We start from the raw sequence: 15,266 nt of genomic DNA, 5'->3' as shown, positions 1-15,266 counted from the left end.
TCTACACCTCTTTCGGGGTCATGAATAACGTCAAGTCCGAGAGGAGAGAATAGTTGCATTGCGAAAAAATATGCGAGACTATGAATGTATAAGAAAGGAGTCGTGACAATGGCCGGACCACTTGGTGTCGCTTTATGGTTTTCCGGGTTAGGCATGACACAAGCAGAATTCATGAAGGACCCCTATCCGATATATCGTGAGTGGAGAAAAGAGCACCCCGTCTGGGAAACAGGAGACCACTTGTGGTTCTTGCTCAATTATGAGGATGTGAAACGGGTGCTCACTGATCCCATTTTCATGAAGGGTGATCCGTGGACCGAAACTCCCCCAGAAGCATATAGACACTTACCCGAGCTATCCCCAAGCATGCTAGTCAGCAATCCCCCAGTGCATACGCGGTTACGGGGACTGGTGAGCCAAGCTTTTCAACCTCGCCATTTAAAGCGATTAGAACCATTTATACTATCGTTGGCGGAAAAATTATCTTCCTCCCTATACGCCAATGGCGGAGGAGATCTTGTGAGCGAATTTTGTTTCCCGCTGCCAGCGCTTGTCATCGCAGAACTTCTCGGCGTGCCGGAACGCGACCAAGCTCAATTTCGCACCTGGTCACAAGGGATTGCGCGATTGCTCGACCCGTCGCAAACGCCCGAAGTCCGAGCAGAAGCGGTCAAGTCGCGATGGGCGCTACTCGACTACTTCCATCACTTAATTGAACAAAAGCGTACGCAACCTCAGGATGACCTCTTGACCGAACTCATCCAGGCTGAATCAGACGGCCACCACCTAACCCCAGGGGAATTGCTCTCCATGTCGCTGCTACTTTTGGTAGCCGGGCATGAAACCACTACCAATTTATTGTCGATGGGATCGCTAGCTCTCATTGAACATCCGCAGGTTCTTCCCCCAGAGGGGCAATGGCAGACGGCGGTGGAAGAGCTTTTGCGATACACCTCGCCTGTGCAAATTGATGGACGAACGATTCACGAATCGATCGATCTTGGATCCATCCGCATTCCGGCAGAGAGTTGGCTAACCGTCTCCCTAGGAGCTGCCAACCGAGATCCTAGTATTTTCAATGATCCTGAGCATATTGACCTGGCTCGATCACCGAATCCCCATATGGCTTTTGGTCGTGGAATTCATTTCTGCCTTGGCGCTGGTCTGGCGCGCATGGAAGCGAACATTGCCTTTCCCATTCTTTGGAGAAAATCGCTGAAATTGGTCAAAGAACCGAGTTGGAATGAAAATATTGTGCTTCGCGGCCTATCGTCTCTCTCCGTAACGTTCTCCTAAACCTTAAGGCGCCTCTCGTCTAGCGAGGCGCCTTTACGCTGGACTGTCCCTCACGATTCTTTTCTCGTGTCACCTGGCCATCGGCGTTTCCCGCACACTCTGCGATAGCTGAACTCAATCCCGGTGTTAGCCATAGCCGCACTGTCTTCATCGCTCACACGAATGCCAATCCATCCGAAGCGCCCAACATACGAGGGAAAAAAGGTACTCTCATGATCCATCCATGTTGTTCTAAGCTCGTCAGGTATCTTCACCGTGACGGTGGGGATAGGATCCGAATCCCCTGTAAACGCGAAAATTTTCACGCCTACTTTAAACACCGTATCTCCCCATGGATGGTCTTCATAGGCATCAGGAAACGACAGGCAATACCGTCGTATCTCCTCAAAAACATCACTCATGAAGATACCGCTTCCACCATGCTTCCATGAGGCGTCGCCGTTCCAAACGTTGAGATGGCTTGCCCGTGACGCTGAATCCATGCGCCGCATTAGGAAACGTAACTAAGGCTGTCGGTATCTGATGCCGTCGAAGCGCCACATACATCGCCTCGCTTTGTTCTTGAGGACATCGATAGTCTTCCTGTCCAGCTATGAATAAAGTCGGGGTGGTCACCGCAGAAACATACCGAATAGGAGACCGTTCCCATAATCTTTCCCAACCATCCCATGGGGCAGCGCCGAATTCACTGCGCATGAAATCAGGACCAATATCGCTATGCGTATACATGCTTAAGTGATTAGACACTGACATCTCCGAAATCGCTGCAGAAAATCGCGACGTATGCGTAATGGTCCAATTGGTCATGTACCCACCATAACTAATTCCGGTCACGCCCATTCTCTTGCTATCCACCAGCCCTTCTTGGATGGTGAAATCCAAGAAACCCATGAGATCTTGAAAATCCTCTCCCCCCCAATCATTGATACAGGCACCAGCAAATTCCTGGCCGTAGCCCTGACTTCCTCGAGGATTAACAAAAATGACTCGGCGACCACGAGCCATCTCCATGAAATACTCATGGCGAAACACGTGACCGAAGGCTCCATGGGGGCCTCCATGAATGTAGAGAATGGCCGGCAAAGGTCCCCTACTCCCCTCCGGTGATCCCACAAACCCTTCGACAGAAAAGCTTCCGCGCGTCAACTCATAGTGCGTGAATTCGCCTAACTGCAGTTGTTGTAACAGGGGTTCGTTGAAGGAGGTCAGTACTTCCGCCACCCCTCCTACAGCACTAACACGAAAAAGTTCCGGGGGGTGATAAAAATCCTCTCCGGCGAAATAGACATTCCCACCTGCAATTGAAGGGCTATGGGCAACGCCGCTCCATTGCTCTAATAGCGGCGTGGGTTCCTGTCCCGTCACATCTACCCGATACAACATGCCAACGCCATTCACATGCACCTGCACAAATAAATACTGGCCATTAGCACTCCAACAAGGAGTAGCAAACCCTTCAAAACCGCGAACATCTCCGTGAGGCACCTCACCGACCTGTCGGTCCAGGGATTGCGTGAGATTAGTCATTTGACCTGACACGGTGTCGTGCACCCATAGCTGGTTTTCGGTGCCCCATCCATAGCTCCCATCATTCCCAATCCAAGCAAGGTACTGACCATTAGACGACCAGCTGGTCGACACGACCGCTCCACCGGGATCCAAGAAAGTTCGTGACTCCAAGGTGTCCAGCCTGAGTTCAAAAATCATCGCGTCATGCATATCCTCATCGACCTTTTGAGTCACATAAGTCAGGGATTTGCCATCAGGTCGCCATGAGTAGCTCATCACATCAAATTCGCCGTGAGTAAGTTGCACCGGCTCGGCATCGCGAGAAAAAGCGGCCAGTTGCACCAAATGGCGCCGCTGGGCATCGAAGTAGCCTAACCCGTCAAAGCGAAAAGGAAAGCGGGTCGTCACTCTTAAGTGAGATTCCTGTTGCTCATGAAATGTATCGTCGGCATTCTCCGTCGCACTCAACGCACGCGCCAGATCTACAATCGCCGTTTCTGGTTCCACGCATAATACCGTCACTGCGAGTGATAACCCATCAGGTGCCCACGATAGCTGCGCCGGGGACTTGAGCTCTTGCGATAGGGCCACCGCCTCTCCGCCGTCTGGCTGAATAGAGTACACGCGGTCTTTCCCCTCACGAGAGGCGATAAATGCCAGGTGACGACTGTCAGGCGCCCACTCGGCTTCTCCATCTTTTGGACCATGGGTTAACTGGCGCACGGTGCCATCTTCTACGTGATACAACCATAGAGAGGTCTCATTACGATCTTCAGCCAGGTTGGATGTCGAGAGATGAAATGACACCCATCTCCCATCAGGTGATGCTTTCGGCGAGCCCACGGCTTGAAACCGCATCCAGTCGTTCAGTGCAATCGATCGTTTCTCCAAAAACCACACCTCTTCTCTATGATCATTAATCGCTCTCATGCCTTCCTCTGGCTGACACACGCACAATGTCACCCTCATGGGTGCGCGCTATAATAGGCGGTACCAACCAAAGGGTACGCTGTCCACAAACGGATCACTGAGGGCATCCAGTTCCCGCTGCAACTCCGCGGGAATACTCACATCAACCGCCGTGAGGTTTTTCTCCAATTGTTCAACCCGAGTTGCTCCGACAATAGCGCTCGCCACTGTGGGGCGACGAATTAGCCATGCTAACGCCAGCACCCCCGGATCAACCTCGAATTGTTCCGCCAAATCCGCAAATTTATCGGCCGCTTGGCGCATCCGTTGACTTACCATTTCTTGAAACGAGGATTGCGTTTGCATGCGCGATCCCTGCGGGATCTCTCCACGACGATACTTCCCGGTAAGCAGTCCCCCCGCAAGCGGGTAATAGGCAATCATTCCGAGTCCCTCGCGTTGGAGCAGCGGCACCATTTCCACTTCCGGCGTACGATCCAATAAGGAATAGGACGGTTGAAGAGCTACAAAACGCTCCCATCCATGAACATCAGCAATCCCTAAAGCACGGGTGAGTTCGAGCACCGTATAGTTTGAAGCCCCAATATATCGTACTTTCCCTTGTCTAACCATATCGTCTAACGTCCGGACGGTTTCCTCAAGCGGTGTTTCTTCATCGAACGTGTGCACGTAAAACAAGTCGATATAATCCGTTTTCAGTCGCGACAAGCTTTGTTCGACCTGCTGCAATAGATGGCGTCGAGAGGTCCCGCGAGCATACGGCCCATCGCCTACAGGAAGACCGGCTTTGGTGGCGATGACAGCTCTTTCTCGCCGCCCATCTAATGCCTCGCCGACAATCATCTCTGACTGACCACCACTATAGCCATTTGCCGTGTCGAGTAACGCCACCCCCGCATCCAGAGCGCGGTGAATCAGTCGAATTGAGGTAGCCTTATCAGCACGGGAGCCAAAACTATTGGTTCCGAGGCCGAGCAATGACACTTTAAGTCCGCTTTGTCCAAGATGTGTATATTCCAACCATCTCACTCCTCTTTGGTCATGTGGATGAACCGGGACCCAGTCGGGACGACACCGGATTCATATCGTAAAGCACCTTCAGCAACTGATCTTGCGTAATCCCGCCGAGAAATTGTGCTACCGGGACATCTTTTAGCGCCCTCTCGATGGCGCGAGAGTCATATTCAATTCCCACCAGTGGTGCCGTCAGATTCTCGATGTCATGGTTGCCTAAAAAATCTCCATAAATGGTGGCCTGTTGGATTCTTCCATGACGCACGTCAATCAAAACCTCGATATCTCCTGACTTAAAGCGCTCTCGTCCTCGATAATTGAAAGGGGGAGACTCGCCAAAGTTCCACTCCCATCGTGAAAATCGCTCTTGGACCAATTGTTCAATTTGATGGAGACGCTCCGGGGTCAAGACAAATTCCCCGGCAATCCCCCCATTATGTTCGCCCAGATGTTCCAAGAGCGCATGACGAAATTGCTCAATGGTCACGTGTTGAGGCAAGTATGGACGAACATTGGTTACCCTACTGCGGGCAGACTTAATCCCCTTGCTTTCGATCTTATCTTGCCGCACGTGTAAAATTTTTGGTACCTCGTCCAAATTCTCGTCAAACAGAATTGTGCCATGATGCAACAGCCGCGTTGGTGTTCGGTACTGAGCATTACCGGAAAACTTTTGCCCTTCGATGGTCACATCATTTCGCCCAGTAAGTTGCGCGTTAACACCGTAATCTTTCAGAGTGTCAATGACAGGTTTGGTAAAGGATTCGAAGTCGTTAAAGTCGTGCCCTTCGTTGGACACCACCAAACTAAAGTTCAAATTCCCAAGATCGTGGTAGACCGCACCTCCTCCAGACATTCGTCGCACAATGGCCACATTATTTTGTTCGGCATAGGCGATGTTGACCTCTTCATGGGTATTTTGGTATCGCACAATAATTACCGCAGGGCGGTTATGCCACAACATGACATAATCGGCATCGCTCGGGGCTTGACGAACCAACCAAGAATCGAGAGCGACGTTAAAATACGGATTCGTACACTGGTTATGAATCACCTTCAGTGCCACACTGCACCTCCTCGGCGGTCATGATAGGGGAAGAAGAGCGATCACCTAGCACGGCAAATCTCCCCTCTCTATCATAGATCGAAACGCATTTGAGCAAATTGTCTTTCATTGTGGTAACATCGTTATAATTTTAGCAACCGGAATCACTTGGTGAGAGAGGAATGAGGTTCCCCATGTTAGGGATCATTCAACGTTACCGTGCGTGGCTTGATTTACCCGATATCGCAGCGGTAACGCTAGGTGAAGGCGGAACTCCGCTTGTCCCCTGGGCTATCTGGGGAGAAACTGAGGTGTTCTTGAAATTAGAAGGCACCAATCCGACCGGATCCTTTAAAGATCGTGGGATGACTGTCGCGGTGAGCGTGGCGCGGCACGAGGGCGCACTAGCGGTGATCTGCGCTTCGACGGGAAACACGGCCGCATCGGCCGCAGCCTACGCGGGACGCGCTGGCATGAAGAGCTTTGTGGTGATCCCCGAAGGCAAGGTAACCGCGGAAAAGATGGTCCAGGCCAGCGCTCACGGTGCACAAATTCTCTCGGTCAAAGGCAACTTTGATGAGGCCTTAATGATGGTGCGTCAAATCGCTGCTCAGAGTTCCCATATCGCTTTAGTGAATTCCGTAAATCCGTGGCGATTGCGTGGCCAAGAAACAGGGGCCTTCGAGATTGCAGATCACCTAGGTGGGGCACCGAAAGCCTTAGTATTGCCGGTGGGAAATGCTGGCAATATATCCGCATACTTTCAAGGATTTCGTCGGTACGGACAAGGTATTCCCATGATGATTGGCATTCAAGCCTTGGGGGCAAATCCCATGGTTCAGGGCCATGACATCGACGAACCAGAGACCGTGGCTTCCGCAATCCGCATTGGCCGGCCCGCAAGCCGTCACTTGGCTGAAGAGGCCGTGCAGGTGTCACAAGGGCAATTTCTGGACGTCTCCGATGCCGAAATCCTGAGAGCCCAAGAAGAATTAGCTCATGGTGGTATCTTTGTAGAGCCAGCCTCCGCCGCAGCATATGCGGGCCTCAAAACCCTACACGGTCGTAACGCCCTTCCCAAAGGCCAAGTGGTTGGGATTCTTACCGGTAGTGGCTTAAAGGATGGCAAGACCCCACTCAACTGGATCACGTCCTCTCCCATTGCGACAGACAGTCAACACATCGGCGCCGCTATTGACGATCTCTTAGAAGGGAGACCCACGCATGTGGCATATTAAGGTTCCTGCCAGTACTGCCAACCTGGGGTCCGGATTTGATTCCTTAGGTATGGCACTGGCTTTACCCCTGGAATGTTGGTTTTCTCTTAGTGAAGAGTTAGTGGTGACGGTGCGCGGTGAAGGTGAAGGAGTCCTCGAGGAGAGCGAAGAGAACCTGGTGTGGCGAACCGCCCAAATGTTACATCAGGAAATTAGCGGAATGCCAATGCCGCTCGGACATCTGACCATCAAAAGCCGCATTCCACTAGCGAGAGGACTAGGGTCCAGTGCCGCTGCCATCGTGGCAGGTCTCATATTGGCTAATACGATGTTGCCGGAGCGCCTATCGAAAGAGCAATTGTTAAGCTATGCTACCCAGCTCGAAGGGCACCCCGACAACGTCGCGGCCGCCTTATACGGGGGATTTGTGATGGCGTTTTCAGACCAAGGCCGAATTCGCGTCAGGAGCTATGTCGCACCGGAGCTACGCTGTCTCTTGCTAGTTCCGGATTACAAAATCTCCACGGAGGCGGCGCGCCACGTTCTCCCGAACAGTGTTCCTCTGGCCGATGCTGTCTTTAATGGACAACGACTCGCCCTGTGGATTGACGCAATTACTCGCCGTGACTGGTCTCTTCTTCCCCTTGCGAGTGACGACCGGCTCCACCAACCCTATCGAAAAAGCCTCATTTACGGCTTTACCGACCTCACAGAGACAGCGCTACAACACGGTGCCGCCTTCTCCGCACTGTCCGGCTCCGGTCCCACCATCATTACGTTAGTGTCATCAGACAACCTAGTTGCCGTGGCTCAAGCACTCACCACCACCGCGCTAGAGGTCATTCCCGTACCTTTTACCTTGCATGATATCACTCCGAGTTATTTTGGCGCCGAATCGGTGCTTGACGGATGGCAATGGCATAGTGGCGAGCGGATGGGTTTTAATACCCGCCAAGATCAACACGTCGGCCATGTCGTGTGTCGATAGCCCATTTCTCAAGAACACCGCTACGATGATTGCTATCCACCACTGGCCCTGCTATAATGCCGACAATACGATGATGGAGAAATAAGCCCAAGCCCTCGGACAAGCGAGCCTTGAGGGGTGAGAGTAAGGCACGAGAAGGCTTGGGCCTAAGGCACTCCGGAGTGCAGTCCTGAACCTAGTAAGGCTGCCGGTTCGCTCCGTTAAGGGCGTCGAGGCAGCGGGCGTCCTCCGCGTTCGCTGTAAAGTGTGGTGGTACCACGGGCTAAGGCCCCGTCCACACAAGGCCTTCCTTGGAGGAATTAGCGTATGTCCACGACACAACCATTAAGAATCCCTCGCGTGCTTCGAGAGCTTCGGCCACTAATCGGCCAGACGGTCACTGCACGTGGTTTCGTTCACCGCGTGAGACATCTGGGTCAGGTCACCTTCGTGATTCTTCGAGACGGTAGTGGGCTTTTACAAATAGTCTACCAATCCGCGAGCGACCAACCGTGGCCTCGCCTTGAACCCGAAATGAGCGTTGAGTCTATCGGAACCATCGTTGCTGACTCTCGAGCACCGGGAGAAGTGGAACTTCAGGCGAACGCCATTCGCATTTTGAGCACACCTACCTCGCCCACCCCGATATTTCTGGGCGGACCTCGTCTAGAAGAAGGGCTTGCCCAGCGACTGGCCGACGCGAGTGTCGCTCTGCGTCACCCCGAATCACAGAAAATATTTCGTATTCAAGCGCAGTTGGTAGCCGCGTTTCGACAGTATTTGACCGAGCGATACTTTGTGGAAGTACACACCCCCAAAATCATTTCTACAGCTACAGAAAGTGGCGCGAATGTGTTTTCCCTACCCTACTTCGGTCGCACCGCCTATTTAGCCCAGAGCCCCCAACTTTATAAGCAAATGTTGGTCGGTGTCTTTGGCAGGGTGTTTGAGGTGGGGCCGGTTTTCCGGGCGGAACCCCACGACACTGCTCGTCATCTTAGCCAATATACGTCTCTCGATGTAGAAATGGGCTTTATTTCTGGCCCAGAAGACATTATGCAGGTATTGAACGAGGTACTCGTCCATATGATGACGTCCCTTGAGGACACGTTGGAGGAATCCACGGCAATACGACCCAACGTGCCGAATGACTTCCCCGTAATCCATTTTACAGAGGCATTGACCCGACTATCTGCTGTTTTTGGCCCCGACGTGATGAACGAAGAAGATCTTTCACCAGCCCACGAACGCTGGTTGGGACAGTGGGCCAGCACGGAGTGGCAATCCGATTTCCTCTTTGTCACAGGATACCCGATGGCCAAACGTCCGTTCTACACCTGCCCCGATCCTGACCATTCCTCTTTCAGTCAAAGCTTCGACTTGTTATTTCGTGGCCAGGAAATTGTGACTGGGGGCCAACGACTTCATCGCTCTTTGGATTATGAACGGGCATTGGAAGAACGAGGATTAAACGACTCGGGGCTTAAGAGCTATCTTTCAACATTTCGTTATGGCATGCCCCCACATGGGGGATTTGCGATTGGACTCGAACGACTCACCGCACAACTGCTAATGCTATCCAATATTCGTGAAGCGACCCTCTTCCCACGGGATGTCAAGCGCTTGGTCCCATAGTCCCATCTCCACGGGCTATCTGCCCGTACGGTATCGAGGTACCCCCGAACGGCGGTACCTCGATACATAGGTTAAGATCCAAGGTCTCAGCAACAACAGTCTAAGGAGCGATTCGAATGCCCTAAAAGGTTAAGACCCGATGGTCTCAAGTCCGAAAGCCGCATGCACCTGATTGAGTGCCTCATGTGCCTCGCTACGGGCAACGATACAGGATATCTTGATTTCTGAGGTGCTAATCATTTGAATATTGATGGCCGCTTTCGCTAAAGCCCGAAATACTGTCGCCGCCACGCCAGCGTGATTGCGCACCCCCGCCCCTACAGCAGATACCTTAGCGACGTCGCCATCCACCACCAATGAGGTTCCTCCCAATTCGCGCAAGGTCTCTTGTGACACTTCGACTGCCCGGTCCCGATCGCGATCCGCCACGGTGAGAGCAATGTCTGCGCGAGCATCACTGTGCGACAGCGCTTGAAATACCAAATCAATGTTAATACCCTGAGATGCAATTCGCTCGCAGGCTAACGCTGCAACTCCCGGTTTGTCGGGAACCCCCATCAAGCCAATTTTGGTTAGGTGGGTATCCAGAGCTACCGCCGTTACCGGAAATTCGGGTTCCCCCCCCATGGTTTCAATCCGGGTACCCGGCTGCGACTCAAAGGTTGACCGAGCGTTTACTGTAACCCCTGACTGCTTGGCATAGAGCACGGCCTGCGTTTGCAGTACCTGCGCCCCTTGCGAGGCCAATTCCAGCATTTCGTCGTAAGACAAGGCGCTAAGAGCTTTAGCATTGGGCACAATACGAGGGTCAGCAGTGAAGACCCCCGGAACATCCGAATAGATTTCACAGGAATCGGCCTCTAGGGCTGCTGCCAGTGCAATCGCTGTCAAATCTGACCCGCCCCGACCCAGTGTGGTAAGAGTACCGTCTTGTGACGCTCCCTGAAATCCCGTAACGACAGGGACCACGCCACTCGCTAACATTCGGTTCAGGGGTTCGGCATCCACATTTTGAATGTGCGCTTGTCCGGGGACCGCGTCCGTGATGATGCCCGCCTGAGTCCCCATCAGAGCTCTAGCGGAAACCCCTCTGCGTGTCAGTACCATCGCCATCAGGGCAGCCGATTGCATTTCTCCGGTCACCATAAGAAAATCCATATTCTGCGATTGAGCGTTACCCCCAGCAGCACTCGCCATCTCCACCAATCCGTCGGTGGTATCGCCCATAGCTGATACCACCACGACCACCTCATGGCCCTGGGCATGCACCTGGTCAATCCGTTCCGCAACTGCCTCAATGTATGACAGAGTTCGAAGAGAACTCCCTCCAAATTTTTGCACGATACGCATACGTCATCATCCATCTCTTTCGCCTTAGCGTTATTCCTCCCATGATAACGCCTGGACTTCGTTAAGAAAAGCACCGATGTCGTAATCCGTCGACGTAGCGAAAGAGGCTTTGTCGTAACTCAGTGACCGTTTTCATGAAAATTGTTGGCGATTCCGCCTGACCACAGACATTAAGGGCTATTTGCAATCTAGGGTTGAATGGTCTCCTGCCTCATCTCAAGGGATTCAACCTGTTTTGTGCAAAATCTGGTGGATTGGTCCTTCGGAGAGATCCGCTGTATTGTGCAAAATGTGTTTGGAATAGCTGCGTGAGTCGGGGGTTCTTAATGCATATTCGGGCCGGTTATCATTCCTGTAGACGGTAATTCTTAGAGTTTGAGTCCATGGAAACGCCTCCGTACGATGAGTGTGTGCAGGGTCCAGGCCCGAAGCACTCATCCAGGAGGCGTTATTATGCACTCTAAGCAAATCCTCGCACAGAGTCAACGGATCGAGCGCATCACGCCCGCCACATTGGTGGTGGGTGTGGACATCGCGAAAGAACGGTACGTCGCGCAGGCCATTAACTTTCGTGGCATTGTGTTAACATCCCGAGCCATGGTATTTGCCAACGCGCGGCTCGAGTTTGAGCAATTTGTCGCGCGACTGCGCGACATCCAGACGGTGCACGGGATGCCCGATGTGGTGGTTGGGATGGAGTCGACGGGCCACTACACACACATCATCGTCACTTAGTTGGAATATTTGTGTGATGATCACAACGTGCTAACATAAAATCTGGGGGTGAAGGTAATGAAAATTGCAAACCTACTGGCACCCGGTCTGTTCTGGGCAGCCCTCGCTATTATCGTTGTGGGTGTAAGCATGGAAATTATTTCGGATGCCTCGTATCTGGGCTCTAATCCCTTTTCCCCACAGAGCCTCGCGTTGATGTTTGGGCAGGTGGCCTCTCCGATTTGGGAAGGATTAGCTCTTATCGCGAGCGGCGTCGTTATTGGTCGGTTGTATGGGGATTCATAGCACCCGAGAAGCCGTAGACAAGGTGTTATGGTCATGACACGGTAGACTCCGGAAACCCCGATCCTCTTGCTATAGAAGAAATGTAGTGCATGGGATCGACACTGTACATCGGACAGTTCTTGGTTCAATAGGTGAACAACTCGTGTCGCAAATCACGGACTCTTGGGGGCGAATGTCGATTAAGAATCTTAAGTGTACCCTCAATTCACGACTGTTTGGCAAGGAACGGGCACGTGCCTGATACTATGACCACTGAGGTGACAGCCCATGCGACGCTTGCAGGAAACGGACTACCCGGCAATTATTTCGAAGGTCGATGAGTGGTGGGGTGGGCGGGCGATGACGGCCCTGATCCCCCGGTTATTTTTCCAGCACTTTAATGAGAGCAGTTGGGTTATCGAGGATGATGGCGAGATCGTCGGCTTTCTTGTAGGATTTTTGTCGCAAACCTATGGCGATACCGGTTACATCCACTTCGTGGGTGTCCACCCGGCATATCGTTCAAAGGGTCTAGGGAGGCAACTTTACGAGCAGTTCTTTCAGTCCATGCGCGATAACGGGCGCCACATCGTCGAAGCCATCACATCGCCTATTAACCGCGGGTCGGTCGATTTTCACACCCGCTTAGGCTTCACCATCGTACCAGGTGATGCAATTGTAGATGCCGTCCCCATTCACCGGAATTATGATGGGCGTGGCGGAGATCGGGTGGTCTTACGCAAGGTGCTGGCCTAATGCCCGGACCTTGACCTGAGGAAACTACTTCGCGAAGCGAATAAGGTGCTTTCGGGGGCGATAGCGCAGTAGCTAGCGTCTGCGCTTGACCATGGTTCATGGGGCCGCCTTCGCATTCCAACCATCGGCAGGCTAGGATGCCGCCAACACGAACCGCATATTTCAACATGGGCCGGTCGTGCTGGAGAACGGAAGATTGACCCAAGAAATGAGGAAATCCCACCACATTTTGCCCATAGCAAAATTAAGATAGGATGAGACACAAGAAAAAACATTTGAGTTTGGAGGAGGATGGTGTCGTATACTTGTCCGGATCACTCTGTGGCGATTTTTGATTCATCGCACCGCTATCGATATTGGCTTCGCAGAACTTGGGACAGTCAACGCCCAACGGTGAATTTCATTATGCTAAATCCCAGTACCGCCGATGACGAAGTCGATGATCCTACCACCCGACGCTGTCTCGGATTTGCCGAGGCCTGGGGATTTGGAAGCTTAATAGTCACAAATCTCTTTGCCTACCGATCGCCATATCCTGAAGCACTAGCACGGGTCGCCACTCCCGAAGGGCGCGAAAACCAGAAGTACCTTGTGGCAGCGACTCGAGTATCCCAACTGATCGTCGTCGCATGGGGAATACATGGACGGATTCGCAATCGACATCAGTTGACGTTACAGCTACTCCATCATCAACCTTTAACAGCTCTAGCGGTGACGCGGCAGGGTTATCCTCGCCATCCGCTCTATCTCTCGCGCGATCTAATCCCGAATCCCTATCCATGTTCTTCCCACAATCCGGTTCAGTGATCACTATCCAGAACAATACCACGACCACTATCGACGGTCACCATTTGCCCGGTCTTCAAGGTGCTGACGGCCCCCGTCGCGCCCACCACTGTGGGCACGCCTAGAGAGACTCCCACAACCGCCGCGTGCGAGGTCAAGCCCCCCTGCTCTACGACAATGGCTTGCGCCCTTTCCATAAAGGGCGTCCAATCCGCATCTGTGCTGGCTGCCACGAGAACCTTTCCTTCAATATCGTCTGGGGAAAGCGCCGCCACCTTATCACGACTAAGCACGATCACCGGCGCCTTCACCTCACCTGCCGTCCCTAATCCTTGCCCACGAATTAATACTGTCCCGATGGTGACGACGCGCAAGACATTGGTGGTGCCGGCTTCGCCGACAGAAGCCCCCGCGGTAATGACGACACGATCCCCGGGGCTAGCCCATTCTGTATGTATTGCCACGCTGATAGCTTCATTCACCATACCTTCGAGTGAGCCGTGTGCTCGCATCAGGTGGGTATTGAGTCCCCACACCATGGTGAGACGACGAGCCACGGACTCGTGAGGAGTAAGTGCTAAAATCGGCACATGTGGGCGATGTGCCGCCATGGATTCCGCCGTGTGTCCCGATTCCGTGGCGGTAATAATCAGGCGCGCTTCTAGATCTTCAGCCGCGGTCAATGCCGCGTGACAGACGGCGTCGGTAATAGTGCCGTGGACATATTCGCGAGCTCGGCTGTCACCGGGATGCGCTTCACTCACTTCGGCTGCCCGGGCCATAACTTTCACTGCTTCAACAGGATGTCCACCGGCGGCAGTCTCTTCCGAGAGCATCACCGCATCGGTCCCTTCCAAGACGGCATGGGCAATGTCAGTAATTTCAGCTCGTGTTGGCCGTGTCTCATGCACCATGGACTCCAACATTTGGGTTGCCGTCACCACGGTCTTGCCCGCCCGATTGGCTGCATCAATGATCATCTTTTGCAACCAGGGCACATCTTCAGGAGGGTATTCCACCCCCAAATCTCCTCGCGCTACCATGACTCCGTCGGACATCCGTATAATGGCGTCCAAATTCTCCATGCCAAGTCGAGTTTCAATCTTAGACATAATGGGGATGCGATAGCCCATCTCCTCGACCGCTCGACGCACCTCTACGACATCGTCGGGAGTATGAATAAACGACGCAGCAATCCAGTCAATTTGCTCACGCGCCCCCATTAACAAGGATTCGTGATCCGCATCTGTCAATACCGGCAAAGGCCATGCCTTTTTGGTGCAGGTGATTTTTTTGTTCTGTGTCAGTCTTCCTCCCTCACGCACCTGTACTTTGGCTCGCGATCCTGAAGAAACCACGCGAAAAACAATGTTCCCGTCGCCCACTAATAATTCGTCGCCCTCTTCAAGAAATTCCAATACTTTCGGTAATGATGGCGACAGATCGCAATCATCGCCGGTTCCGATCACTAAGAAATCGTCTTTCTTAAGGTCGAGGCTCTCGCCTGAACGAATTGCGAGTCGCACTTCTGGCCCTGCGGTATCTAGCATAATTCCAATTGGATGGCCCGCCTCACGTTCAACGGTTCTCACCATCCGGATCACCTCTCGATGCTGATCAGTCGAACCATGTGAAAGATTGATACGAGCTACGTCCACGCCGGCTTGTACCAATTGATGAAATACCTCAGGCGTAGACGACTTTGGTCCGAGTGTCGCCACGATTTTTGTCCGTCTCATCGAATCCCTCCTGTCTTGCATTC

General features: G+C 52.8%; 14 protein-coding genes. 8 read left to right on the top strand and 6 right to left on the bottom strand.

All coding sequences use genetic code 11. The features are described 5' to 3' along the window. The first annotated feature begins 108 nt into the window (after positions 1 to 108). Positions 109 to 1,296, top strand: a complete 1,188-nt coding sequence (locus ACOJWD_RS14680; protein WP_486993995.1) for a cytochrome P450 — start codon at positions 109 to 111, stop codon at positions 1,294 to 1,296. Positions 1,297 to 1,346: 50 nt separating this feature from the next. Here the strand turns inward: ACOJWD_RS14680 and ACOJWD_RS14675 are convergent, their stop codons facing one another. From ACOJWD_RS14675 to lplA, 4 genes are all read right to left on the bottom strand, one after another. After that, positions 1,347 to 1,697 carry an MmcQ/YjbR family DNA-binding protein gene (locus tag ACOJWD_RS14675; protein WP_486993994.1) on the bottom strand — a complete coding sequence of 117 codons (351 nt, stop codon included), beginning with the start codon at positions 1,695 to 1,697 and terminating at the stop codon, positions 1,347 to 1,349. Continuing rightward, complete coding sequence (locus tag ACOJWD_RS14670; RefSeq protein WP_486993993.1) at positions 1,690 to 3,696, bottom strand: S9 family peptidase; 2,007 nt, start codon at positions 3,694 to 3,696, stop codon at positions 1,690 to 1,692. The genes ACOJWD_RS14675 and ACOJWD_RS14670 overlap by 8 nt, the downstream gene beginning before the upstream one ends. A gap of 87 nt (positions 3,697 to 3,783) precedes the next feature. Then, the gene (locus tag ACOJWD_RS14665; protein WP_486993992.1) at positions 3,784 to 4,755 is read right to left on the bottom strand and encodes an aldo/keto reductase; all 972 of its coding nucleotides are present in this window, start codon (positions 4,753 to 4,755) and stop codon (positions 3,784 to 3,786) included. A gap of 19 nt (positions 4,756 to 4,774) precedes the next feature. Then, complete coding sequence (lplA, locus tag ACOJWD_RS14660; protein ID WP_486993991.1) at positions 4,775 to 5,815, bottom strand: lipoate--protein ligase; 1,041 nt, start codon at positions 5,813 to 5,815, stop codon at positions 4,775 to 4,777. Positions 5,816 to 5,988: 173 nt separating this feature from the next. On the opposite strand from lplA, the gene thrC reads away from it, so the two are divergent. From thrC to aspS, 3 genes are all read left to right on the top strand, one after another. After that, the gene (thrC, locus tag ACOJWD_RS14655; protein WP_486993990.1) at positions 5,989 to 7,032 is read left to right on the top strand and encodes a threonine synthase; all 1,044 of its coding nucleotides are present in this window, start codon (positions 5,989 to 5,991) and stop codon (positions 7,030 to 7,032) included. Beyond that, positions 7,019 to 7,999, top strand: coding sequence for a homoserine kinase (gene thrB / locus ACOJWD_RS14650; protein WP_486993989.1), 981 nt, complete (start codon positions 7,019 to 7,021; stop codon positions 7,997 to 7,999). The genes thrC and thrB overlap by 14 nt, the downstream gene beginning before the upstream one ends. 306 nt (positions 8,000 to 8,305) lie before the next feature. Next, complete coding sequence (aspS, locus tag ACOJWD_RS14645; RefSeq protein WP_486993988.1) at positions 8,306 to 9,613, top strand: aspartate--tRNA(Asn) ligase; 1,308 nt, start codon at positions 8,306 to 8,308, stop codon at positions 9,611 to 9,613. Positions 9,614 to 9,742: 129 nt separating this feature from the next. Here aspS and ACOJWD_RS14640 read toward each other — a convergent pair whose 3' ends face one another. After that, positions 9,743 to 10,963: an aspartate kinase gene (locus ACOJWD_RS14640; RefSeq protein ID WP_486993987.1), complete on the bottom strand. Its 1,221-nt coding sequence runs from the start codon at positions 10,961 to 10,963 to the stop codon at positions 9,743 to 9,745. A 453-nt stretch (positions 10,964 to 11,416) separates the two neighbouring features. On the opposite strand from ACOJWD_RS14640, the gene ACOJWD_RS14635 reads away from it, so the two are divergent. The 4 genes from ACOJWD_RS14635 to ACOJWD_RS14620 all read left to right on the top strand — a co-directional run bounded on the left by ACOJWD_RS14635 (position 11,417) and on the right by ACOJWD_RS14620 (position 13,525). Continuing rightward, a complete protein-coding gene (locus ACOJWD_RS14635; protein ID WP_486993986.1) occupies positions 11,417 to 11,698 on the top strand; it encodes an IS110 family transposase in 282 nt (93 codons plus the stop codon). Between the two features lie 57 nt (positions 11,699 to 11,755). Beyond that, positions 11,756 to 11,983: a hypothetical protein gene (locus ACOJWD_RS14630; RefSeq protein WP_486993985.1), complete on the top strand. Its 228-nt coding sequence runs from the start codon at positions 11,756 to 11,758 to the stop codon at positions 11,981 to 11,983. A gap of 267 nt (positions 11,984 to 12,250) precedes the next feature. Further along, complete coding sequence (locus ACOJWD_RS14625; protein ID WP_486993984.1) at positions 12,251 to 12,718, top strand: GNAT family N-acetyltransferase; 468 nt, start codon at positions 12,251 to 12,253, stop codon at positions 12,716 to 12,718. 291 nt (positions 12,719 to 13,009) lie between these two features. After that, positions 13,010 to 13,525, top strand: coding sequence for a DUF1643 domain-containing protein (locus tag ACOJWD_RS14620; protein WP_486993983.1), 516 nt, complete (start codon positions 13,010 to 13,012; stop codon positions 13,523 to 13,525). Here ACOJWD_RS14620 and pyk read toward each other — a convergent pair. Continuing rightward, the gene (pyk, locus tag ACOJWD_RS14615) at positions 13,519 to 15,243 is read right to left on the bottom strand and encodes a pyruvate kinase (protein ID WP_486993982.1); all 1,725 of its coding nucleotides are present in this window, start codon (positions 15,241 to 15,243) and stop codon (positions 13,519 to 13,521) included. The genes ACOJWD_RS14620 and pyk overlap by 7 nt on opposite strands. Positions 15,244 to 15,266: the final 23 nt, after the last annotated feature.

Source organism: Sulfobacillus sp. TH-112, assembly GCF_057473405.1.
This window is presented reverse-complemented; position numbering and strand designations above follow the sequence as displayed.

Bases quoted from the DNA above. Each gene is read 5' to 3' on its own strand.
- ACOJWD_RS14620 (WP_486993983.1), top strand. From the start codon at position 13,010: ATGGTGTCGTATACTTGTCCGGATCACTCTGTGGCGATTTTTGATTCA.
- thrB (WP_486993989.1), top strand. From the start codon at position 7,019: ATGTGGCATATTAAGGTTCCTGCCAGTACTGCCAACCTGGGGTCCGGA.
- ACOJWD_RS14625 (WP_486993984.1), top strand. From the start codon at position 12,251: ATGCGACGCTTGCAGGAAACGGACTACCCGGCAATTATTTCGAAGGTC.
- thrC (WP_486993990.1), top strand. From the start codon at position 5,989: ATGTTAGGGATCATTCAACGTTACCGTGCGTGGCTTGATTTACCCGAT.
- ACOJWD_RS14640 (WP_486993987.1), bottom strand. From the start codon at position 10,963: ATGCGTATCGTGCAAAAATTTGGAGGGAGTTCTCTTCGAACTCTGTCA.
- ACOJWD_RS14635 (WP_486993986.1), top strand. From the start codon at position 11,417: ATGCACTCTAAGCAAATCCTCGCACAGAGTCAACGGATCGAGCGCATC.
- pyk (WP_486993982.1), bottom strand. From the start codon at position 15,243: ATGAGACGGACAAAAATCGTGGCGACACTCGGACCAAAGTCGTCTACG.
- ACOJWD_RS14680 (WP_486993995.1), top strand. From the start codon at position 109: ATGGCCGGACCACTTGGTGTCGCTTTATGGTTTTCCGGGTTAGGCATG.
- ACOJWD_RS14630 (WP_486993985.1), top strand. From the start codon at position 11,756: ATGAAAATTGCAAACCTACTGGCACCCGGTCTGTTCTGGGCAGCCCTC.
- aspS (WP_486993988.1), top strand. From the start codon at position 8,306: ATGTCCACGACACAACCATTAAGAATCCCTCGCGTGCTTCGAGAGCTT.
- ACOJWD_RS14675 (WP_486993994.1), bottom strand. From the start codon at position 1,697: ATGAGTGATGTTTTTGAGGAGATACGACGGTATTGCCTGTCGTTTCCT.